This window comes from Micromonospora sp. B006 (assembly GCF_003408515.1).
GTDB lineage: Bacteria > Actinomycetota > Actinomycetes > Mycobacteriales > Micromonosporaceae > Micromonospora > Micromonospora echinospora_A.
In genome coordinates, this window is the sequence record NZ_CP030865.1 from 922,636 (window position 1) to 943,914 (window position 21,279).

The window sequence follows — 21,279 nt, forward strand, 5'->3', positions numbered from 1 at the left end:
AAGCCCGAGGAACTCGTCGCCTCCGTGCCGGCGGGTGCGCGATGAGGTGGGTGGAGTCACAGGCTGGTACGGGGCGTGAGAGAGTGACCCACATGCGTGCCCGCCGTTCCCTCGTCGCCGTCAGCGTCGCGGCCCTCGCCGCGCTCTCTCTCGCCGCCTGTGGCCGATCCGCCCCGGACGTCGCCGCCTACGTCGGAGACACCCGGTACTCGGTCGAGCGGGTCGACGCGATCTACGACGACGCGCAGCGGCAGTACGCGGACGCCGTCCGGAACCAGGCGCCGCAGACGCCGTCGCCGGAGGAGCTGCGTTCCCCGGTGACCCGGCAGGACGTGCTGAACCTGCTCGTCGCGCTCGACCTCGGCAAGCGCGTGGCGGCCGAGAAGGGCCTCCAGGTCACCGACGAGGTGTCCCCGGAGCAGCTCCAGCAGCCGCTGCGGATGCCGGCGACCACCGAGTACACGAAGCTGTGGGGCGAGTGGGTGGACCTCTCCGCCACCCTCCAGCAGAGCCTGCCCCCGGCCGACCTCAGCGACGAGTCCCTGATGGCCGTCTACCGCGCCATCGAGAAGACCGGGGCGATCCAGCCGGGCCTGAGCGTCGACGAGGTCCGGCAGGCGTTCGGCGAGGCCGGGTTCGTGCGCAGCGCCACCGCGCTGAGCACCGCGCTTCAGCAGGAGGCCGAGAAGGCGGACATCCGCGTCAACCCCCGGTTCGGGGTGACCGGCGTGCCGTCGCTCGTCAACACCGGCCAGTCGCTCGTCTTCTACTCCCTGCCCTACGTCAACCAGGACGGCCCGGTCACCGACATCTCGACGCCGGAGGCGCCGGCCAGCAGTGAGCCGGCTCCCGGAGCCGCATGACCGCGCGAATCGTCCTGCTCGTCACCTCGCCCCGGCTGCCCGCCGGCCTGCTGACCTCGGCCGCCTGGGACGCCGTACGCTCCGCGCCGGTCCTCGCCGGTGCGGAGAGCGAGTTGACCCGGGCGGTCCGGACGGCCGGCGCCGAGGTGAGCGTGGTGGCCGAGGGCGCGACCCAGGCGCTGCTCGACGCCACCGCCACGCACGGCGGCGCGGTGTGGCTGGCCGGCCCGGCCGGGGACGAGACGCTCGCCCGTGAGCTGGGGCTGCGGCTGGCCCGCGAGCCCGGCCTGGCCGAGCTGGAGCTGATGTACGGCTCGTGGGACCCGCCCGGCGCCCGGCTGCTCGACGCGGTCGAGGTGATGGACCGGCTGGCCTCCCCGGGCGGCGATCCGTGGAAGCGGGCGCAGACCCACCGCAGCCTGGCCGGGTTCCTGCTGGAGGAGTGCTACGAGGCGTACGACGCGATAAGCGCCGACGACACCGACGCGCTCCGCGAGGAACTGGGCGACGTGCTGCTCCAGGTGCTGCTGCACGCCCGGCTGGCCGAGAACCTGCCGGAGGGCGAGAGCTGGAACGTCGATGACGTGGCGGGCACGCTTGTCGACAAGATGGTGCGGCGCAACCCGCACGTCTTCTCCGGCGAGCCGGCCGGCTCGATCGAGGAGATCGAGGCGAACTGGGAACGGATCAAGCGGGCCGAGAAGACCCGCGACTCGGTGCTGGACGGCATCGCACTGAGCCAGCCCGCGCTGGCGCTGGCCGCGAAGATCCTGGACCGGGCCGGCCGGGTCGGCCTGGCCGTACCGCCCCCACTGGCCGAGTCCCAGGTGGACCCGGAGGCCCGGCTCGGCGCGAGCCTGCTGTCCACCGTCGCCGCCGCCCGCCAGGCCGGCATCGACCCCGAGGCCGCCCTGCGCCGTGCCACCCTCTCGTACGCCGAGGCGGTCCGAGCCGCCGAACGCCCCACCCCCACCCACCCCGCCTGACCCCACCCCGCCTCCCCGCGCCCCCCGCCCCCTCATGCCCGCGATCTTGCACTTGCGGCCCTCGGGGCGTCACAAATATCCCTTCTGTCCGGGCAGGAAGTGCAAGATCGCGGAGGGCTGCCGGGGTGGATTGCGTGGTGGTGGGACAGGCTGATGATGGGGATCGGCGTTTCGCCGCCCTTGTCGGCCCGATCGGGGTCCCGCGCGCTGCCAGCCCTGTCCCGCCGCCCTTGGCTCATCCCGCGCTGGCGGCTGCCCCAACCCACCGCGCCCCTACTTGAGTCGACCCCTCTCGCCTCCCGAGACTTGTAGACCGAATCTCGGGATCAACCGAAGATCTTGGTACGAAAGGGCCCTCCTAGGGTCGGTTTCGTACCAAGATCTGCCCAGCCGCCCAGCCGCCCAGCCGCCCAGCCGCCCAGCCGCCCAGCCGCCCAGCCGCCCAGTGGGTCGGTTCGGTGATCAAGGAGTTTGGGGTCTAGGTGGGCGCTGGTGGGGACACAAACTCCTTGATCAACGCGGCGGGTGGCCCGGAGGGCGGGACGGGGAAAGGGTCGGGGGTGATCGGTAGGGTGCCGGGTATGGAGTCGTTCGTGCCGCTGGCGGAGCGGATCGTGGAGGCGTTGCTGGAGAGCCGGCCCGGGCTGGCCACCTACGCCGGGGACCACCGCTACGACGATCGGCTGCCCGATCTGTCCGCCGACGCGCTCGCCGCCGATCAGGCGATGCTGAAGGACGCGGCCGACGCGCTCGCCGAGATCGACCCGGACGCGCTGGACGTGGCGGAGAGCGTCGACCACGCGCTGCTCACCAGCATGATCGACAGGGGTCTGTTCGAGACCACCGAGATCCGCGGCCACGAGTGGGATCCGCTGCGCCACAATCCGGGGCCGCTGCTGCATGCCCTGCTGGCCCGTCCCTTCGCCCCGGCCGAGGAGCGCCTGACCAGCCTCGCCGGGCGTCTGTCGGCCGTACCCGATGCGCTTGCGACAGCGCGCGCGACGCTGCGGGACATGCCGCGGATCCACGCGGAGACGGCGGTCGGGCAGTTCACCGGCACGGCGGCGCTGATCCGCGACGAGGTGCCGGCGTTGCTCGCCCAGGCGCCCGCGCTGCGGGACCGGGTCGGCCCGGCGGCCACCGACGCGATCGCCGCGCTGGAGGAGTTCGTGGCCTGGCTGCGGCAGGGCCTGGCCGCCGACGCCGGCCCGGGGCGTGACCCGCGGCTGGGCCGGCGGCGCTGGGAGGCGCGGCTGTGGCACACGCTCGACACCGAGCTGAGCGCCGCCGAGGTGCAGCGCCGCGCCTGGGCAAACCTCGACCGGGTCACCGAGGACATCCGCGCGGCGGCCGTCGAGCTGGTCGGTGGTCCGGCCGACGACGAGACGGTACGCCGGGCGCTGGACCTGCTGGCCGCCGAGCATCCGGCCGACGCCACGATCGTGGACCTCGCCTCGGTGACGCTCGACGAGGCGAGTGACTTCGTCCGCCTCCACGACCTGGTCAGCATGGTCGATGACCCGTGCGTCATCCAGGAGATGCCGGAGTTCGCCCGGGGTGTGGCGGTCGCCTACTGCGACTCGCCGGGGCCGCTGGAGACGGCCGACGTGCCGACGTTCTACTGCATCGCGCCCACCCCGGCGGACTGGCCGGCGCAGCGGGTCGAGTCGTTCTACCGCGAGTACAACGACCACATGATCCGCAACCTGACCGTGCACGAGGCGATGCCCGGCCATTTCCTCCAGCTCGCCCACGCCCGCCGCTACGAGGGTCCGACCCGGGTACGCGCGCTCACCGAGTCGGGCGTGTTCATCGAGGGCTGGGCGGTCTACACCGAGGAGCTGATGGCCGGGCTCGGCTTCGGCGGGCTGCCGGTGCGGTTGCAGCAGCTCAAGATGCAGCTGCGGATGACCATCAACGCGCTGCTCGACCAGCTCGTGCACTGCGACGACCTGCCCGAGTCGGAGGCGATGGCGCTGATGACCGGGCGCGGCTTCCAGGAGGAGGGCGAGGCGGCCGGCAAGTGGCGGCGGGCGCTGCTCACCTCCACCCAGCTCTCCACGTACTTCGTCGGCTACAGCGAGATGGCCGACATCGCCGCCGCCCTGCCGGACGGCGTGCCGGTGCGTGACTGGCACGACGCCATGCTGGCGCACGACTGCCCGCCGCCGCGCCACCTGCGCACGCTGCTGGGGGTGTGAGGGTCACCGCCGGGCGGCGACCGCGTCGATCAGCCAGCGGGACAGGGAGTACGCGGGCGGCAGCTCGGCGGGTAGCGCGTCGACCGGGAACCAGCGCGCCTCGGTCAGCTCGGCGCCGTCGACCACCGGTTCGGCGGCCGGGTCGGTCACCTCGGCGGTGAATCCGGCGAGCAGCGTGCCCGGTCCGGACAGCGCCCACGGCTGGCTGTCCACGTACGCGGGGCGGCGCAGGGTCAGGCCGACCTCCTCGGCGACCTCGCGGTGCACCGCCGCCTCCAGCGACTCGCCGGCCTCGACGAACCCGGCGACGAGCGCCCACAACTCGGTCGGCCCGTGCGCGTGCCGGACCAGCAGGAGTTCGCCCGCTCCGCCGGCCGGGCCGGGGCGGGTGATCGCGGTCAGTACCGCGACGGACAGCGGCACGAACACGGTCAGCCCGCAGTCCGGGCAGCGGCGCGCGGTCTCGCCCGGCACGTCTGCCAGCTCGGCCCGGCACGCCCCGCACCACCTGTGGGTACGCCGCCAGGTGACCACGGCGAGCGCCCGCCCGGCCAGGTCGGCGCGGGGCGCGGGCAGTTCGGCGGCGAGGCCGCGCCAGCCGCGCCACCGGCCGGGCAGCGACTCGGGGTCGGCGACCTCGGCCGCCCACGCCGGGGTGCCGTCGAGCGTGCCGACGGGTGTCCAGGCGAGGTCGCCGGGCAGCGCGTCGATCCGCAGCGGCTGCCCGGTGTCCGGATCGGTCAGCAGTTTCCGGCCGGCGACCGGCACCGCCAGGTCGCCCGGCCGCGGGGGCCGCCCGTGATCAGCGGCGGGCCGGAACCCGGCACCGGCCGGGCGGACGACAGCAGACTCGGAACCGGCGCCGTCGGCGGGCCGCGAACCGGCATCGGACGAGGCGCCGCCGGGCGGGGTCACGACGTGGCGGGGCGGCGGTCCACCACGCCCGCGCCGGCCGGCACGGCGAACGCGGCGGCCTCGACGCTCTCGGTGTAGCGGCTCAGCGTCACCTCGGCGGGCTTGCCGTCGATCATGCCGGAGAAGCTGCCCAGCACGCCCTCGTTCGTCACGCACGTGCTGAAGCGCTCGCCGTCGTGGGTGACGTTCACGCAGGTGGCGTGGTGCCCGGCCAGCGTGGTGTCGCTCTGCTCGATGACGGCGTCCGGCGCCAGCGCGGCCTCGGTGAGCAGCCGGATCACCGCGGGCGGCGTGACCAGGCCCTGCTTGCGCGCCTCGTCGTAGACGATCACCGACGGCTTTCCGGCGGTGAGCACGGGCGGCGAGACGGTGCAGGAGGTGCGGGTGGCGGTGCTCGCGCACCGGGTCACCGACTCCTGCGTCACCGTGATCTTGCCGCCGGGCCAGGTGTACGTGGACCGCAGCGGCTTCTTGGTCTGCGCGATCGAGGCGGTGCGACCGCCGTCGAGCTGGTAGTCGGCGGCCCAGGTCTGTTCCAGCGCCCGGTCCATCCGCGCGGCGAGGTCGTTGACCAGGTCGGCCCGACCGAGCGCGACGCCGGCGTCGTCCAGGGCCTGGCAGCCGGTGACCGAGAGCGACGCGATGACCGAGGCGGCGAGCACGCGGAGAGTCGTCGAGGCGGCAGGCATGATGCCCAGCCTTGTCGATCGACGCAACGTCTCGCAAACCGGTTGCCGGTTGACGACCGGTAATCCGGGAATGTCCGTCTCACCAAGCGCCTCGGGGCCCGCCCCGAGCGGCGTACGGCGGGGCGGGGACCGATACGCTGCGTTCAACACCTGCCTCAGCCGCACCGTCGCGGCCCATACGGACCGGAACCACACAAACGAGGAGCGACTCAGTGGCAACCATCGAGGGAATCGTCGCCCGGGAGATCCTGGACTCGCGGGGCAACCCGACGGTCGAGGTCGAGGTCGGGCTCGACGACGGCACGATCGCCCGCGCCGCGGTGCCGTCCGGCGCCTCCACCGGCGCCTTCGAGGCGGTCGAGCTGCGCGACGGTGACAAGGACCGCTACCTGGGCAAGGGTGTCGAGAAGGCCGTCGCCAACATCGAGGACCGGATCGTCGACCAGCTCATCGGCTACGAGGCCAGCGAGCAGCGGCTGATCGACCAGAAGATGCTCGACATCGACGGCTCGGACAACAAGGGCGAGCTGGGCGCGAACGCCATCCTCGGTGTCTCCCTGGCCGTGGCGAAGGCCGCCGCGGGCAGCGCCGAGCTGAGCCTGTTCCGCTACCTGGGCGGCCCGAACGCGCACCTGCTCCCGGTGCCGATGATGAACATCCTCAACGGTGGCGCGCACGCCGACTCGAACGTCGACATCCAGGAGTTCATGATCGCGCCGATCGGCGCGCCGACGTTCCGGGACGCGCTGCGCTCCGGCGCCGAGGTCTACCACGCGCTGAAGTCGGTGCTGAAGAAGAAGGACCTGTCGACCGGCCTGGGCGACGAGGGCGGCTTCGCCCCGAACCTGCCCACCAACGCCGCCGCGCTGGACCTGATCGCCGAGGCCGTGGAGAAGGCCGGTTACCGGCTGGGCACCGACATCGTCTTCGCGCTCGACGTGGCCGCCACCGAGTTCTTCGACAACGGCACCTACACGTTCGAGGGCACCGCGAAGAGCGCCGAGGAGATGAGCAACTACTACACCAAGCTCGCCGGCGACTACCCGATCGTCTCCATCGAGGACCCGCTGGCCGAGGACGACTGGAGCGGCTGGGCCACCCTCACCGCCGCGCTCGGCGACCGGATCCAGATCGTCGGCGACGACCTGTTCGTGACCAACCCGCAGCGCATCGCCCGGGGCATCGCGGAGCAGGCCGCCAACGCGGTGCTGGTCAAGGTCAACCAGATCGGCTCGCTCACCGAGACGCTGGACGCCGTCGACCTGGCCCACCGGGCCGGTTTCAAGTGCATGATGAGCCACCGCTCCGGCGAGACCGAGGACACCACCATCGCGGACCTGGCCGTCGCCACCGGCTGCGGGCAGATCAAGACCGGCGCGCCGGCCCGCTCCGACCGGGTGGCCAAGTACAACCAGCTCCTGCGGATCGAGGAGGAGCTGGCCGACGCGGCGCGGTACGCCGGCGCCGGCGCGTTCCCGCGTTACCGTTCGGCCTGAGCGAGCGCTCCGGGGGAGGGGTGTGACGATGCAGCAGCGCCGCACACCGGGTGGCCAGCGGCCCGCCCGTCGGCCGGGTCAGCCCGGCCGGACGGGCGGTGCCCGGGTCCGGTCCACGGCCCGCGACAACGGCGTCCGCGCGGAGACGCGCGCCGCCGGCCGGTCACCCGGCGCGTCCCGGGCCAGCGACGGCGTACGCTCCGCGAGCCGCCCCGCCGCGGCCCGGCGTACCGCTGCCGGTGGTCCGGTCAAGCGGCTCACCGCACCCCAACCCCGGCGCTTCACCGGGCGCGCCACAGTGCTGTTCGCGGTGCTGATCGCGCTCGCCCTGGCGTACACCTATCCGGTCCGGGTCTACCTGGACCAGCAGGCCGACATCGAACGGATGGAGGCCGCGCAGGCCGCCCAGCGGGCCGAGATCGAGCGGCTCACCGCCGAGGCGGCCAAGTGGAAGGACCCGGAGTACGTCAAGACGCAGGCCCGGGAGCGGTTCTTCATGGGCAAGCCGGGCGAGACGCTGCTGGTGGTGCTCTCCGATCCGGAGGGCGCGGCCAAGGACGCCGGCAAGGGCGCGAAACCGGGGGCGCCGACCGGGCCGGAGCCCTGGTACGACACCCTGTGGGGGAGCGTGCGGGCGGCGAACGCCGAGCGCCAGGACAAGTGAGCACCACACGAAAGGCACTTCCTTGAGCGTCGTACCACCGCAGGAGCCGGCGGCGGACTCCGTACCCCCGCCGGAACGCCAGCCGGCCACCGAGGCCGACCTGGCCGCGGTGGCCGCGCAGCTCGGACGCCCGCCGCGCGGCACCCGCGCGGTGGCCCACCGGTGCCCGTGCGGCCTGCCCGACGTGGTGGAGACGACGCCCCGGCTGGCCGACGGCACGCCGTTCCCGACGCTGTTCTACCTGACCTGCCCGCGTGCCACGGCGGCGTGCAGCCGGCTGGAGTCGGCCGGGCTGATGAAGGAGATGGCCGAGCGGCTGGCCGAGGATCCGGAGCTGGCCGCGCAGTACCGGGCCGCGCACGAGGACTACCTGACCCGCCGGGAGGCGATCGGCGAGGTGCCGGAGATCGCCGGCATCTCGGCCGGTGGCATGCCGGGGCGGGTGAAGTGCCTGCACGTGCACCTGGGGCACGCGCTCGCCGCCGGGCCGGGGGTCAACCCGTTCGGCGACGAGACGCTGGCGCTGGTGGAGAAGTGGTGGGCCGCCGGCCCCTGCGTGGACGTGCCAGCGGTCCAGTGAGATGAGCGCCGACCAGATCACGGTCCGCCGGGCCCGCACCGCCGACGTGCGCGGCATCCGGCGGCTGGTGGACACGTACACCGACGACCGGCGGCTGCTCAGCAAGGCGACTGTGACGCTGTACGAGGACGTGCAGGAGTTCCGGGTCGCGGTGACGCCGGACGGCGCCGTCGTCGGGTGCGGCGCGCTGCACGTCATGTGGGAGGACCTGGCCGAGATCCGGACGGTGGCGGTCGACCCGTCCTGTCGAGGTCACAAGATCGGGCACCGGATCGTCGGTGAGCTGATCGACTCGGCGCGGGAGCTGGGCATCGCCCGGATCTTCGTGCTCACGTTCGAGACCGGCTTCTTCGGCTCGTTCGGCTTCCGCGAGATCGACGGCGCGCCCGTGCCGCAGCCGGTCTACGAGCAGCTTCTGCGCTCGTACGACGAGGGCGTCGCGGAGTTCCTGGACCTGGAACGGGTCAAGCCCAACACCCTCGGCAACTCCCGCATGCTGCTGCGCCTCTGAGCCCAGGGGTGGGGGCGGGCTGCCGTAGGGTGGGCGCCGTGAGCGCGCGCGTGGCAGCCATCGACTGCGGGACAAACTCGATCCGACTGCTGATCGCCGATCTGCCGGAGGCGTCGGACGGGGACTCGGCGCCGCTCGTGGACGTCAGCCGGCGGATGGAGATCGTGCGGCTGGGGCAGGGCGTCGACCAGACCGGCATGCTCGCCCCCGAGGCCATCGAGCGGACCCGGGTCGCGCTCGCCGACTACGCGGCGGAGATCGAGAAGTCCGGCGCCGAGCGGGTACGCATGTGCGCCACCTCGGCCTCCCGCGACGCCTCCAACGCCGCCGACTTCCGTGCCATGGTCGAGCGCACGCTCGGCGTACCGCCCGAGGTGGTGACCGGCGACGAGGAGGCGCGGCTGTCGTTCACCGGCGCGGTGCGCGGCCTGCCCGCCGACGCCGAGCCGCCGTACCTGGTGGTCGACATCGGCGGCGGCTCGACCGAGTTCGTGGTCGGCACCCGCGGCGACGGTGTGCGGGGCGCGATCTCGGTGGACATCGGCTGCGTCCGGATGACCGAACGCCACCTGCACGGCGAGCCGCCGACCCCGGCGCAGATCGCCGCCGCCGAGGCCGACATCGCCGCCGCCGTGGACCGGGCGCTCGCCGCCGTGCCCGGCCGGGAGGCCGCCACGCTGGTCGGGCTCGCCGGTTCGGTCACCACAGTGGTCGCCCTGGCCGAAGGACTCCAGGGGTACGACCCGAGCCGCATCCACCACGCCCGCGTCTCGTACGAGCAGGTGGCCGAGGTGACCGCCGACCTGCTCGGCAAGAGCAGCGAGCAGCGGCTGGCGTACCCGGTGATGCACCCGGGGCGGGCGGACGTGATCGGCGCGGGCGCGCTGGTGCTGCGAGTGATCATGGAGCGGGCCGGGATGCCGTCCGTGGTCGCCTCCGAGCACGACATCCTCGACGGCATCGCCTGGAGCCTCGCGGCGACCTCGGGATAGGTGGTTCCCCTGCGTGTGGCCGGTATGATTTCCATATGGTCACCACTGTCAATCTTCCTGAGGGACTGCACGAACGGCTCAAGCAGCTTGCCGAGCAGGAGCACCGGTCGATGAACGCCACCATCGTCGTGGCCGTCGAGGAGTACGTCTCGGCGCGCAGTCATCGTGCCCGCGTGCGGGATCTTGCGCGGGAGGTTGCCGAGCGTGACGCCGAGCTGCTGCGGCGGTTGGCGGAGTGATCCACTATCTCGAGGTCGACGACCTCGTGGAGATCGCCTCGATCGTGCTGGGTGGGACGCCGCAGGTCCGTGATTTCGGTCTGCTCTCATCGGCGGTGGTCCGCCCGGCCACCGTGGCGTTCGGCCAGGAGGCTTATCCCGATCTCTGGACCAAGGCCGCCGCGCTGCTGCACTCGGTCTGCATGAACCACGCGCTGATTGACGGGAACAAGCGTCTCGCCTGGGCGGCGGGGCGGGTGTTTCTGGCCCTCAACGAGGTGCCGATCCAGGATGTCGACGTTGATCAGGCCGAGGCTCTCGTGATGTCGGTGGCAAGCGGCACCCTGACCGAGGTCTCGGACATCGCCCGCGAGCTCCGCAAGCTCTACGTCTGAGCCATCGGCGGAAATGCTGTCGCAGTTGCCGGACGGCACCGCCTGGAGTCTCGCCTAGCCGGCCACCTGCCGCCCACCCTCCTCCCGCTGAATGGTGCTGTGTTGTTGACGGTAGTGCGGATTGCGCACTAGTGTGCGGAGCGTGGATACCACGCAGCTCCTCAAGGGCGTGCTCGACCTGGCGGTGCTCGCCGTGCTCAAGGACGAGGACGGGTACGGCTACGACATCCTGCGGCGGCTACGCGAGGCCGGTCTCACCGAGGTCGGCGACGCCTCGGTCTACGGCACGCTGCGCCGGCTGTTCGCGGCCGGTCTGCTCACCACGTACGTGGTGCCGAGCGAGTCCGGGCCGCACCGCAAGTACTACTCGCTCAACGCCGCCGGGCGTGACCAGCTCACCAGCTCCGGCAAGACCTGGCGCTCGTTCGCCACCACCATGGACGCGCTGCTCGACGATCGGGGGATGGCGGCATGACCGTCACGGGGCAGGAGATCACGGACTACGTCGACCGGGTACGGGCCGCGCTCGCCGACCTGCCGCCGGAGGTCCGCGACGAGTTGACCGAGGAGCTGCCGGAACACCTCGCCGAGGTCGCCGCCGAGGGCGAGGGCACGCTCGTCGACCGGCTGGGCACCCCCGAGGCGTACGCCGCCGAGCTGCGCGCCGTCGCCGGTGCCCAGCCGAGCCGGCGGCCGACGCGTTTCCACCGCCTGGCCGAGGCCCGGCGGGAGGCGGCCACCCAGCTGCGTCTGCTCGACCGTCAGCTCGGCCCGGTGCTCGGGCACGAGACGGTGAGTGATTTTCTACGTCCGCTGCGCCCGGCCTGGTGGCTGGTGCGCGGCTGGCTGGCCGCGCTGATCGTGGCGTGGATGGTGGACGGCCGGTCCGGCCTGGTGCCCCGGCTGGACGGCAACAGCTCGATGGGGCTGCTGCTGCTCATCGGCGCGATAGTCGCGTCCATGTGGTGGGGTCGTCGCTCGGCCGGGATCACCGGGTGGCGGCGACAACTGCACCAGATCGCCACCGCCGCGCTGCTGTTGTTCTCCATCGCCGTGCTGGCCGAGGTGGACGAGCGCGCCGACACCGACGTCTACGGCAGTTACGAGCAGACGTCGGTGGACCACCGGTACGACCGGATCGAGGACGTCTTCGTCTACGACCAGCAGGGGCGGCTGATCCGCGACGCGCGGCTCTTCGACCAGAACGGCGTGCCGATCCGACTCGGCTGGCCGAGCTGCATGGCCGACGCGGGCGCGGTGCCGCAGATGCGTAACACCTACCCGTACTGCCCGGAGCGGGCCCCGTTCGGCCCGCCGGTCTCACCGTCGATAGCCCCGCCCGCACCCGCGCCCACGGACAGCGCCACCCCGACCGCGCCCACCACCAGCGCTTCCCCGGAACCCACGTCAACTCCCTGAGAGCGCTCGATCCCGCGAGATCTTGGAAGGAAACGGCCCTCATAGGGGCCGCAATCTTCCAAGATCTCGCCGGGCTGGGGCGGCTGACGTCCACTACTCGGCTGTGAGGTCTACAGGAGGTGAATGCCACTGTTGTTCCGTCTTCCCCGGGCCGCTGACGGCGTGGCACGCTACCGGCACATAACAGCCAACTGTGCGACCAGCCAACGTTGACTGACCGCAAGGAGGACGGGCCCATGGGCGAGATGGTGAGCTTCACCGGCAACGGGGGGACGAGCGAGGGGTATCTCGCGATACCCTCCGGCGGTGCGGCCAGCCCGGCGGTCATCGTCATCCAGGACTGGTGGGGTCTCGTACCCCACGTACGGGCCGTGGTCGACCGCTTCGCGGAGGCCGGCTTCGTCGCCCTCGCGCCAGACTTCCGGCACGGTGGCCCGGCCGTCAAGCCGACCGAGCCGCGGCTGATGCTCAACAGCTCCCAGATGGACGAGGCCGCGAGCGACATCGCCGCTGCCGCCGAATACCTGGCGAGCCGGCCCGAGGTCGCCGGCAAGGTGGGCTGCGCCGGGTTCTGCGCGGGCGCCAGCCTCGCCCTGTGGTCGGCCACGTTCTCCGAGCGCATCGTGGCCACCGCCGGGTTCTACCCGCGCCTGCCCTGGGAGGGCATGGCCGCCGACTGGGCCGACTATGCGGGGAAGGCCGCGCTCATCCACTGCTCCGAGGCCGACGGCCTGTCGGCCGCCGACGGGGTGCAGAGCGTACGCCGGTCCATCGAGTCGGCCGGCGGCACCTGCCAGACGTTCGACTACCCGGGCACCGCGCACGCGTTCTTCAACGAGGACCGGCCGGAGCACTACGACCAGCGGGCCGCCGCCACCGCCTGGGCCCGCACGCTGGAACTGTTCCGGGCGAAGCTTGGCTGAGTCGCGTACCCCGCAGGACGTGGTCGCCCGCGCCGCGCGGGCGACCGACCTGGCCGACCTCGACGGCGCGGTCAGTGACTGCTTCGCCTGCCCGCGCCTGGTGGCGTGGCGCGAGGAGGTCGCGCTGGTCAAGCGGGCCGCGTTCCGCGACCAGGACTACTGGGGACGCCCGGTGCCCGGCCTCGGCCCGCAGGAGGCGCGCATCGCCATTCTCGGCCTGGCGCCGGCCGCGCACGGCGGCAACCGCACCGGCCGGATCTTCACCGGGGACCGGTCCGGCGACGTCCTGTTCGCCGCGCTGCACCGCGCCGGGCTGGCCAACCAGCCGACGAGCGTCTCCGCCGACGACGGCCTGACGCTGCGCGACACCCGCATCTTCGCCGCGGTGCGGTGCGCGCCGCCGGACAACAAGCCCACCCCGGCCGAGCGGGACACCTGCTCGCCGTGGCTGCACCGCGAGGTCGAACTCATCCGGCCCACGCTGCGCGTCGTGGTCGCGCTGGGCGCGTTCGCGTGGGCCGCGTGGTGGCCGGTGCTACGTCAGGTGTACGGGCAGCGACCGCCCACGCCGCGACCGGCGTTCGGCCATGGGGCACACTGGTCCGGCGAGTCCGTGCCGGAGTTGCTGGGCTGCTACCACGTCAGCCAGCAGAACACGTTCACCGGCCGGCTCACGCCGGCGATGCTGGACGACGTGTTCACCCGGGCGAAGGACCTGGCCGGGGTGGACTGAGGAACACCTGAGGCGGTGGGATGGATTTCGGCGTACTGCGCAGGTGGTGGCCGGTCGCCGCGGTGACGGTGCTGCTCGCGCTCGCCGCGTTCGCCGCCGGTCACTCCGCCATCGGGGCCAGCCGGATCCCGCCCGCGGCCGACACCATCCCGTACGTGCCGGACTACCCGTCGCCGGAGGCGGTGCCGTCGTACCCGGTCGAGCCGCGCGACGTGGGGGAGTCCACCTCGGGCGGCGTGCCCGGCTGGCTGGCCACCGCCGCCGTGGCGTTGCTGTCCGCGGCGGTGCTGGGCGCGATCGGGTACGTGCTGTGGAACGTGCTCCGGGGTGCGCTGCGGCGTACCACCCGTGCCGTGCCGGTGCGGCGCACCCGGCGTACCGCCGAGGGGACCGCACGTGAGGTGGTGGCCGCGCTCGACGCCGGGCTGGTCGAACTGGACGACCGTTCCACCGACCCGCGGACCGCTGTCATCGCGTGCTGGGTACGCCTGGAGGAGGCCGCCGAGGACGCGGGCGTGCCCCGGCACACCGGCGACACCCCGACCGACCTGGTCGCCCGGTTGCTGCGCGGCGACCCGGAGGCCGGCATCCCGGCGATCGCCAGCGCCGACGTGCTCGACGGTTTCGCGCACGTCTACCGGGAGGCCCGGTACGCCACGCACCCGGTCGACGAGCACACCCGCGACCAGGCGCGCGCCGCGCTGCGGCGGCTGCGCGGTGAGCTGACCAGCCTGGCGGGGGAGACGTCGTGAGCACGAGTATCGACGACCTGCTCTCGTTCGGCGAGGAGCCCGCCGGGGAGGACGTGCGGCCCTCGGGCGGCGGTCGGGCGCGCGCGCTGCTGCGGACCGCGGCGGTCACCGCCGCCGTCGTCGTGGTGATAGTGGTCGGGCTGCGCGCTGTCGGCCTGAAGGTGCCGCTCTGGATCGTCGTGGCCGGGGTGCTCGCCGTCCTCGCGGTACGCCGGGTCACCACGGCGCTCTCACCCCCGCCGCCGCCCCGCGCCGGTGCCCGGGCGCCCGCCGGTGAGGAGCCGGGCACCTGGAACTGGTCCGCCCGGGACGCGTTGCGCACCGCGATCAACGGCTGGGAGCGCCCGCTGGACTGGTCCGCCGACAACCGGGAGCGGTTCACCGAACGCATCCTGCCCCGCCTCGGCGAGCTGGCCGACGAGCGGCTGCGCCAGCGCCACGGCGTCACCCGCGAGTCCGATCCGGCTCGCGCCCGGTCGGTGCTCGGCGAGCCACTGTGGACGTTCCTCACCACCCCCGCCCGCCGCCCTCCGTCGCCGCGCGATCTCGCGGCGATCGTCGCCGAACTGGAGAAGATCTGATGAACGACGTGGACCGGAGCATGGCCCCCGCCGAGGTGGGCCGGCTCGCCCGGACCGTCCTGGAGGCGGTCGGCACCGTCGTGGTCGGCAAGCGGGATGCGCTGGAGCTGGTGCTGGCCGGCATCCTCGCCGGTGGTCACGTGCTGCTGGAGGATCTGCCCGGCCTGGGCAAGACGCTCACCGCGCGCTGTTTCGCGCAGGCGCTCGGGCTGGACTTCCGGCGGCTCCAGTTCACGCCGGATCTGCTGCCCGCCGACGTGACCGGCTCGTTCCTCTACGACCAGAGCAGCGGCGACTTCGCCTTCCGGGCCGGGCCGGTGTTCACCAACCTGCTGCTCGCCGACGAGATCAACCGGACGCCGCCGAAGACGCAGTCGGCGCTGCTTGAGGCGATGCAGGAGAAGCAGGTGTCGGTGGAGGGCGTGACCTACCGGCTGGACGAGCCGTTCCACGTGCTCGCCACCGCCAACCCCATCGAGTACGAGGGCACGTACCCGCTGCCGGAGGCGCAGCTCGACCGGTTCCTGCTGCGGGTGTCGTTCGGCTATCCGACCCACGACGAGGAGTGGGACGTGCTGCGCCGCCGGATCGCGCGCCGCCGCGAGGAGGCCGAGATCAAGCCGGTGGTGGACGCCGCCACGCTGCGCGCCATGCAGGCGGCGCTGGAGGACGTGGTGGTCGAGGACTCGGTCGGCCGGTACATCGTGGCGCTGACCGCCGCCACCCGGGAGCACCCGTCCGTGCTCGTCGGCGCGTCCCCGCGCGGCTCGCTGGCGCTGCTGCTGCTGTCCCGGGTCCGGGCGGTGCTCGCCAACCGGGACTACGTGGTGCCGGAGGACGTCAAGGCGGTGGCGGCGCCCGCGCTGGCGCACCGGATCACGCTGCGGCCGGAGATGTGGCTGCGCCGGGTCGACCCGGCGTTCGTGGTCGGCGAGGTGCTGGAGTCCACGCCCGCCCCGGCCAGCGGCGCGCTTCCGAGCTACGCCGCCGGGCGCTGATGGACCGGGCCGACGCGGCGAGCGGCTGGGCGCCCACCTGGGCGCTCGGCGGGGCCGTGCTGCTCACCGGCGTGCTGCTCGTCGCCGCGGTGCTGCTCGGCCGCATCGACCTGGTGGTGCTCGCCACGCCGTTCGCGCTCGGCACCGCGTACGCGCTGCGCCGCCGCCCGGCCGGGTTGCCGGAGCTGGAGCTGGGCGTCGGGGACACCCACCTGGTCGAGGGCTCCCCGCTGGCCGCGACCGTCGCGGTGGCCAACCCGGACCTGGTCGGGTACGACCTGGCGGTGGTGCGGACCCGGATGTCGCGCTGGCTGCGCGTGGAGCAGGTCGGCTTCGGCGGCACCGGGCTGGACGTGAGCCGCTCCGGTGGGGCGGACCGCCCGTTCGTCACCTCCGTGCCCCGGGGCAGCGCCGTCGACCTGGAGCTGACCGGCACGGCGCTGCGGTGGGGGCGGCACCCGATCGGCCCGGCCGGGGTGCGGGTCGCCGCCGCCGACGGGCTGCTGGTCTCCCGCGCGGTGATCACCGAGCCGATCCGGGCCCGGGTCTACCCGCGTACCGAGCCGTTCGACGCGGTCGAGGCGATGCCCCGGGCCGCCGGGCTGGTCGGCGCGCACCGGTCGCGGCGGCCGGGGGAGGGCGGCGAGCTGGCCGGGGTACGCGTGTTCGCACCCGGCGACCGGCTGCGCCGTATCGACTGGCGGGTGTCGCTGCGGGCCCGCCAACTGCACGTCGCGGCGACGCTCTCGGACCGGGACGCCGAGGTGGTGGTGCTGCTGGACGTGCTCGCCGAGGCGGGCCGCTCCGGTGGCGTGAACGGCCCGGCGTCGGTGCTGGACACCACGGTCCGGGCCGCCGCCGCGATCGCCGAGCACTACCTGCACCGCGGCGACCGGGTGTCGATGCTGGAGTACGGCCCGGCCGCTCGCCGGCTGCGTCCGGCCACCGGGCGGCGGCAGTACCTGACCGTGCTGGAGTGGCTGCTCGACGTGCACGCCGAGTCGTCCCCGCACGAGCCGTACGACCAGGTCTTCGGCCCGCAACTGCTCTCCTCGGACGCGCTCGTGGTGGTGCTCACCCCGCTGCTCGACGAGCGGTCGGCGCAGATGCTGGCCCGGCTGGCCCGCGGCGGCCGTTTCGTGGTGGCGGTGGACACGCTGCCGGCCGAGCTGCCGATGCCGAAGGAACGTGGCTGGGCCGAGGTGGCGTACCGGCTGTGGCGGCTGGACCGGGACACGATGATCGGCCAGCTCCGCGAGCACGGCGTGCCGGTGGTGCGCTGGGCCGGCGCCGGCAGCCTGGACGAGGTGCTGCGCGACGTGGCCCGGCTGGCGACCGCCCCGAAGGCGGGTTTCAAATGACGGATGCTCTGGTGGAGCGGGTGCGGGCGCTGCGGTACGCGGCCGCCCGGGTCAGCCCGCTGCCGCTGCTGGTACGCGGCGGCATCTTCCTCACCGTGCTGGCCGGTTTCCTGCTCGCGTACCCGGTGCAGGCCCTCACCGCGCGCTCGCTGCTGGCCCTGGCGGTGGCCGCGGTGCTGCCGGCGTTCGGGCCGCGCCGGATCTGGCCGACGTTCACCGCGCTGGTGACTGTCGCCGGCTGGCTGCTGGCCACGCTCGGCTTCGACCGGCCGCCGGCGCTGTGGCGGCTGCTCGCCGTGGCGACGCTGCTCTACCTGGCGCACTCGCTCTGCGCGCTCGCCGCGCTGCTGCCCTACGACGGGCTGATCGACCCGGACGTGGTGTTCCGGTGGCTGGGCCGGGCGGGCGGCGTGGTTCTCGCCAGCGCTGTGCTCGGCGTGGTGCTGGCGTGGCTCGGTGGGGTCGGCGGGGCGGACGGTTCGCAGGCGGCGACAGTGGTGGGGCTGCTGGTGGCGGTGGGGCTGAGCGCGCTGCTGGGCTGGCTGCTGCGTCGCAGGTGACGCAGCGTTCCGGTGACGTTGCGCAGGTCACACCGGTTGTGCTCCGTCACAGAAGGGGGTCTCGCGCGGGATTACCGGGGGCCCCCGGGGAAAGATAGATGACGTGAACCCGAAGCGGATCCTTGTCGTGGGTGCCGGTCACGTGGGCCTGTACGCCGCTCTGCGCCTGTCCAAGAAGCTGAGCAGCCGTGAGGCCGAGGTCATCGTCGTCGACCCGCAGCCGCACATGACGTACCAGCCGTTCCTCCCGGAGGCATCGGCGGGCAACATCTCCCCGCGGCACGCCGTCGTGCCGCTGCGGCGGGAGTTGCGTAAGTGCACCGTGGTGGCCGGCACTGTCACCCGGATCGACCACGACCGCATGACCGCCGTGGTGCAGCCGATCAGCGGCCCGGCCCGGGAGATCCAGTACGACCACGTGGTGGTCGCGCCCGGCTCGGTCTCCCGCACCCTGCCGATTCCCGGCCTGCACGAGCACGGCATCGGGTTCAAGACCATCGGTGAGGCCATCTACCTGCGCAACCACGTGCTGGACCGGCTCGACGTGGCGGCCTCCACCACCGACCCGGCGGTACGCAGCCGGGCGCTGACGTTCACCTTCGTCGGCGGCGGCTACGCCGGCATCGAGGCGCTCGCCGAGATGGAGGACATGGCCCGCGACGCGCTGCGCTACTACCCGGAGCTGAAGCCGGAGGAGATGCGCTGGGTGCTGGTCGAGGCGACCCAGCGGGTGCTGCCCGAGGTCGACCGGGACATGGGCGCCTACACGGTGCAGCAGCTGATGAAGCGGGACATGGACATCCGCCTGGACACCCGGCTGGAGTCCTGCGTCGACGGTGTGGTCAAGCTCTCCGACGGGGACAGCTTCCCGTCCGACACCATCGTCTGGACCGCCGGTGTGAAGCCGTCGCCGATGCTCGACGCCACGGACTTCCCGCGCGACGAGCGCCGCCGGGTCACCTGCCGGCCCACGCTGCAGATCGTGGACGGCGACCGGGTGATCGAGGGCGCGTGGAGCGCGGGCGACTGCGCCGCGGTGCCGGACCTGACCAAGGAGCCGGGCAACTTCTGCTCGCCGAGCGCCCAGCACGCGGTGCGGCAGGCGGCGCGGATGGCCGACAACATCGCCAACGTGATCCGCGGGCGCGAGCCGGTCGACTACAAGCACAAGCACGCCGGCAGCGTGGCCAGCCTCGGCCTGCACAAGGGCGTGGCGCAGGTCTACGGCATCAAGATGACCGGCTGGCCGGCCTGGTTCATGCACCGGACGTACCACATGTCGCGGATCCCCTCGTTCAACCGCAAGGTGCGCGTGGTGGTCGACTGGACGCTGGCGTTCTTCCTCAAGCGTGAGGTGGTCGCGCTGGGCCAGCTGCACGACCCGCGTGAGGAGTTCGCCGAGGCGTCCGCCCCGCCGGTCGCCGCGCGCGTCTGACGCACGTCCGCGAAAGGGCCCTTTCCGTACGGGAGGGGCCCTTCGCCGTGTCCGGGGTCAGAACCGCTGTCGGGGTCAGAACCGCTGTCGGGGTCAGAACCGCCACGTCCAGGCGTCGGCGAGGCGGGTACCGGGTCCGAAGAGCTGTTCCAGGGTGCGGCGCAGCATCTCCGCGTGCGGCGCGTCGTCAGTCACCGCGACGCAGGACGCGCGCCAGAACTCGACGTCCCGGGCGGCCTGGCGGCGCTGCCGGTCGCCGACCGCGGGCGTCACGCCCCGCCGGGCCACGTCGGCGAGCAGGGCCGAGGTGGGGCGTTGCCAGGTGCCCATGGTGGCCGAGCCGCCCCGGCCGTACGGGCCGATGAAGAAGCCCTCCGGCATGCCGAAGCCGACGCCGGTGGCGGTGGCCCAGCGCATCGGCCAGGGGTCCTGCGGGGTGGCGGTGGGCACCGGTACCAGCACCCCGCCGGGGCGTACGCACTGCCGCCAGTGGCCGCCGGTGACGAACTCGGGCAGCGGCGGCCGGTCCATCGTGGGCAGCGGTGCCGGCAGGACGCTGAGCACCGCCGCGCCGACCGCGATCGGGACGGCCCGGCGGACTCGGCCGGATTCGCCGAGCGCCCGGTGCACGGCGAGCGTGAGCACGGTGCCGACCAGCGGCAGCACCGCCAGCGCGAAGCGCATCGGCAGCGCGCCGTCCACCACCGGCAGCCCGGCCAGCAGCCGGTACGGGCCGGGGAGCCCGGTCCGTTCGCCGCCGACCACGACCTCGGGGCCGAGCGCGAGCACGGCAGTGACCAGCGCGCCGGCCACCAGCGCCACCACCAGGGGCCGCCGCCCCAGCCAGGCCGCGCAACCGACCGACACCAGCAGCAGCGGCCAGCCGAGGAACGTGGTGAACTCGGCCGGACCGGTGGTCAGCCGGACCGCCTCCGGGCTGCCGAACAGCGTCAGCGCGGAGAGGCGGGTCCACCCGGCCAGGTCGGCGGAGAAGTAGGCGGGCGGGAACATCCCGTCGGCGACGCCCTGCGGACCGGTGAACTGCACCCAGAGCGGGTACGCCAGCACCGGCAGCGCCAGCCCGGCGGCGCCGATCAGTCCACGGGCGAAGCCGGGACCGGCCCGGCGCAGCAGATCCCGGTCGGCCAGCCCGTACGCGAGAGTCATCACCGCCAGCGTGAGCGCGGTGAGGAAGAGCACCTCCTCGCCGACGAAGACCTGCACGGTGACGACGGCGGCGAGCCCGGCCGCCGACGACACCATCCGGCGGCGGTCCGGGCCGTCCGGGCGCCCGGCCGGGTCGGCGGCGCGCAGCAGCCGGACCACCAGCCAGACCAGCACCGGGACCAGCCACTGCGCGGTCATGTGCAGGTGGCCGTTGCTCTGCGAGACCATGCCCGGACCGAAGCCGCACAGCGCTGCGCCGAGCCCGGCGGCGAGCCGGCGGGCCCGCAGGACACGGGTGAACAGCAGGTACCAGGCCAGCGCGGTGCCGGCCATGTTGAGCGCGACCAGCAGCGCGAACGTGACCGGCGCCCCGAACGCCAGCGTGACCGGGGCGAGCAGCACGCCGAGCGCGACGACCGAGGTGTTCGCCATCAGGTTGACCCCGTCCGGCGCGTTCAGGCGGTCGCTGACCAGGCTCAGCTCGCCGCGAAGGGCGCGCGCGTCGAGCGCCAGGAACCACTCGTACAGTGTCTGGTCGGCCGGGTTGAGCGCGAGCACCCGCGCGCCCGGCGCCGGCCAGAGGCCGTGGGTGAGCCAGCCGGCGAGCACGACGAACGCCAGCCCCACGAGCAGGTCCGCGCGGCGCCGCCGGACGGCGGCCGCCATCCGCCGCGTGACCGCCGCCGGGCGCACCGCCCGGACCTGATCCGGCCGGGGGGCCGTGCGGGCGGCGCTGGTCACGGCCTCGACCATATCGGCCGCAGCCGTCGGGGTACGCCGCGTCGCGGCCGAGCCGCTACGGTGAGATCTGCACCGCGCGTGTCGGCGCGCCGGTGTCAC

The 21,279-nt window shown here is 73.5% G+C and carries 23 protein-coding genes; 20 read left to right on the forward strand and 3 right to left on the reverse strand.

Annotated features, from left to right (window positions below):
* The first annotated feature begins 92 nt into the window (after positions 1-92).
* The 3 genes from MicB006_RS04575 to MicB006_RS04585 all read left to right on the forward strand — a co-directional run bounded on the left by MicB006_RS04575 (position 93) and on the right by MicB006_RS04585 (position 4,050).
* On the forward strand, positions 93-863 hold the full coding sequence (locus tag MicB006_RS04575) for a SurA N-terminal domain-containing protein (protein WP_116504045.1): 771 nt from the start codon (positions 93-95) through the stop codon (positions 861-863).
* Positions 860-1,849: a nucleoside triphosphate pyrophosphohydrolase gene (locus tag MicB006_RS04580; RefSeq protein ID WP_116504046.1), complete on the forward strand. Its 990-nt coding sequence runs from the start codon at positions 860-862 to the stop codon at positions 1,847-1,849. Before MicB006_RS04575 ends, MicB006_RS04580 begins: the two co-directional genes overlap by 4 nt.
* Before the next feature lie 581 nt (positions 1,850-2,430).
* On the forward strand, positions 2,431-4,050 hold the full coding sequence (locus MicB006_RS04585) for a DUF885 domain-containing protein (protein ID WP_116504047.1): 1,620 nt from the start codon (positions 2,431-2,433) through the stop codon (positions 4,048-4,050).
* 3 nt (positions 4,051-4,053) lie between these two features.
* Here MicB006_RS04585 and MicB006_RS04590 read toward each other — a convergent pair whose 3' ends face one another.
* Together MicB006_RS04590 and MicB006_RS04595 are read right to left on the reverse strand one after the other, a co-directional pair.
* Complete coding sequence (locus MicB006_RS04590) at positions 4,054-4,818, reverse strand: NAD(+) diphosphatase (protein WP_225980640.1); 765 nt, start codon at positions 4,816-4,818, stop codon at positions 4,054-4,056.
* Between the two features lie 143 nt (positions 4,819-4,961).
* Positions 4,962-5,654 (reverse strand): hypothetical protein, encoded by a 693-nt coding sequence (locus MicB006_RS04595; protein ID WP_073824970.1) that lies wholly within the window; start codon positions 5,652-5,654, stop codon positions 4,962-4,964.
* Positions 5,655-5,866: 212 nt separating this feature from the next.
* Between MicB006_RS04595 and eno the strand changes: the two genes are divergently transcribed.
* From eno to MicB006_RS04680, 17 genes are all read left to right on the forward strand, one after another.
* Entirely contained in the window at positions 5,867-7,150 is a 1,284-nt protein-coding gene (gene eno, locus MicB006_RS04600) for a phosphopyruvate hydratase (protein WP_030501297.1), read from the forward strand.
* Between the two features lie 28 nt (positions 7,151-7,178).
* Entirely contained in the window at positions 7,179-7,814 is a 636-nt protein-coding gene (locus tag MicB006_RS04605; protein WP_116511171.1) for a septum formation initiator family protein, read from the forward strand.
* Between the two features lie 22 nt (positions 7,815-7,836).
* Complete coding sequence (locus MicB006_RS04610; protein WP_073824968.1) at positions 7,837-8,394, forward strand: DUF501 domain-containing protein; 558 nt, start codon at positions 7,837-7,839, stop codon at positions 8,392-8,394.
* A 1-nt stretch (position 8,395) separates the two neighbouring features.
* Entirely contained in the window at positions 8,396-8,905 is a 510-nt protein-coding gene (locus tag MicB006_RS04615) for an amino-acid N-acetyltransferase (RefSeq protein ID WP_073824966.1), read from the forward strand.
* Positions 8,906-8,955: 50 nt separating this feature from the next.
* A complete protein-coding gene (locus MicB006_RS04620) occupies positions 8,956-9,897 on the forward strand; it encodes a Ppx/GppA phosphatase family protein (RefSeq protein ID WP_116511173.1) in 942 nt (313 codons plus the stop codon).
* Positions 9,898-9,932: 35 nt separating this feature from the next.
* Positions 9,933-10,136: an Arc family DNA-binding protein gene (locus tag MicB006_RS04625; protein ID WP_116504048.1), complete on the forward strand. Its 204-nt coding sequence runs from the start codon at positions 9,933-9,935 to the stop codon at positions 10,134-10,136.
* Entirely contained in the window at positions 10,133-10,510 is a 378-nt protein-coding gene (locus tag MicB006_RS04630; RefSeq protein ID WP_116504050.1) for a type II toxin-antitoxin system death-on-curing family toxin, read from the forward strand. Before MicB006_RS04625 ends, MicB006_RS04630 begins: the two co-directional genes overlap by 4 nt.
* A 142-nt stretch (positions 10,511-10,652) precedes the next feature.
* Positions 10,653-10,985, forward strand: a complete 333-nt coding sequence (locus MicB006_RS04635; protein WP_030501302.1) for a PadR family transcriptional regulator — start codon at positions 10,653-10,655, stop codon at positions 10,983-10,985.
* Complete coding sequence (locus tag MicB006_RS04640; protein ID WP_116504051.1) at positions 10,982-11,929, forward strand: hypothetical protein; 948 nt, start codon at positions 10,982-10,984, stop codon at positions 11,927-11,929. Before MicB006_RS04635 ends, MicB006_RS04640 begins: the two co-directional genes overlap by 4 nt.
* Before the next feature lie 236 nt (positions 11,930-12,165).
* Positions 12,166-12,852, forward strand: a complete 687-nt coding sequence (locus tag MicB006_RS04645) for a dienelactone hydrolase family protein (protein WP_116504052.1) — start codon at positions 12,166-12,168, stop codon at positions 12,850-12,852.
* Between the two features lie 19 nt (positions 12,853-12,871).
* Positions 12,872-13,585 carry a uracil-DNA glycosylase gene (locus tag MicB006_RS04650; RefSeq protein WP_116504054.1) on the forward strand — a complete coding sequence of 238 codons (714 nt, stop codon included), beginning with the start codon at positions 12,872-12,874 and terminating at the stop codon, positions 13,583-13,585.
* A gap of 20 nt (positions 13,586-13,605) precedes the next feature.
* Complete coding sequence (locus MicB006_RS04655; RefSeq protein WP_116504055.1) at positions 13,606-14,337, forward strand: DUF4129 domain-containing protein; 732 nt, start codon at positions 13,606-13,608, stop codon at positions 14,335-14,337.
* Positions 14,334-14,918: a hypothetical protein gene (locus MicB006_RS04660; RefSeq protein ID WP_073824945.1), complete on the forward strand. Its 585-nt coding sequence runs from the start codon at positions 14,334-14,336 to the stop codon at positions 14,916-14,918. The genes MicB006_RS04655 and MicB006_RS04660 overlap by 4 nt, the downstream gene beginning before the upstream one ends.
* The gene (locus MicB006_RS04665) at positions 14,918-15,916 is read left to right on the forward strand and encodes a MoxR family ATPase (RefSeq protein ID WP_116504056.1); all 999 of its coding nucleotides are present in this window, start codon (positions 14,918-14,920) and stop codon (positions 15,914-15,916) included. Before MicB006_RS04660 ends, MicB006_RS04665 begins: the two co-directional genes overlap by 1 nt.
* Entirely contained in the window at positions 15,916-17,277 is a 1,362-nt protein-coding gene (locus MicB006_RS04670) for a DUF58 domain-containing protein (RefSeq protein WP_116504058.1), read from the forward strand. Before MicB006_RS04665 ends, MicB006_RS04670 begins: the two co-directional genes overlap by 1 nt.
* A complete protein-coding gene (locus tag MicB006_RS04675; protein WP_116504059.1) occupies positions 17,274-17,837 on the forward strand; it encodes a hypothetical protein in 564 nt (187 codons plus the stop codon). Before MicB006_RS04670 ends, MicB006_RS04675 begins: the two co-directional genes overlap by 4 nt.
* Before the next feature lie 103 nt (positions 17,838-17,940).
* Entirely contained in the window at positions 17,941-19,272 is a 1,332-nt protein-coding gene (locus MicB006_RS04680; RefSeq protein ID WP_116504060.1) for an NAD(P)/FAD-dependent oxidoreductase, read from the forward strand.
* 93 nt (positions 19,273-19,365) lie between these two features.
* Here the strand turns inward: MicB006_RS04680 and MicB006_RS04685 are convergent, their stop codons facing one another.
* Positions 19,366-21,192: a hypothetical protein gene (locus MicB006_RS04685; RefSeq protein WP_116504062.1), complete on the reverse strand. Its 1,827-nt coding sequence runs from the start codon at positions 21,190-21,192 to the stop codon at positions 19,366-19,368.
* Positions 21,193-21,279: the final 87 nt, after the last annotated feature.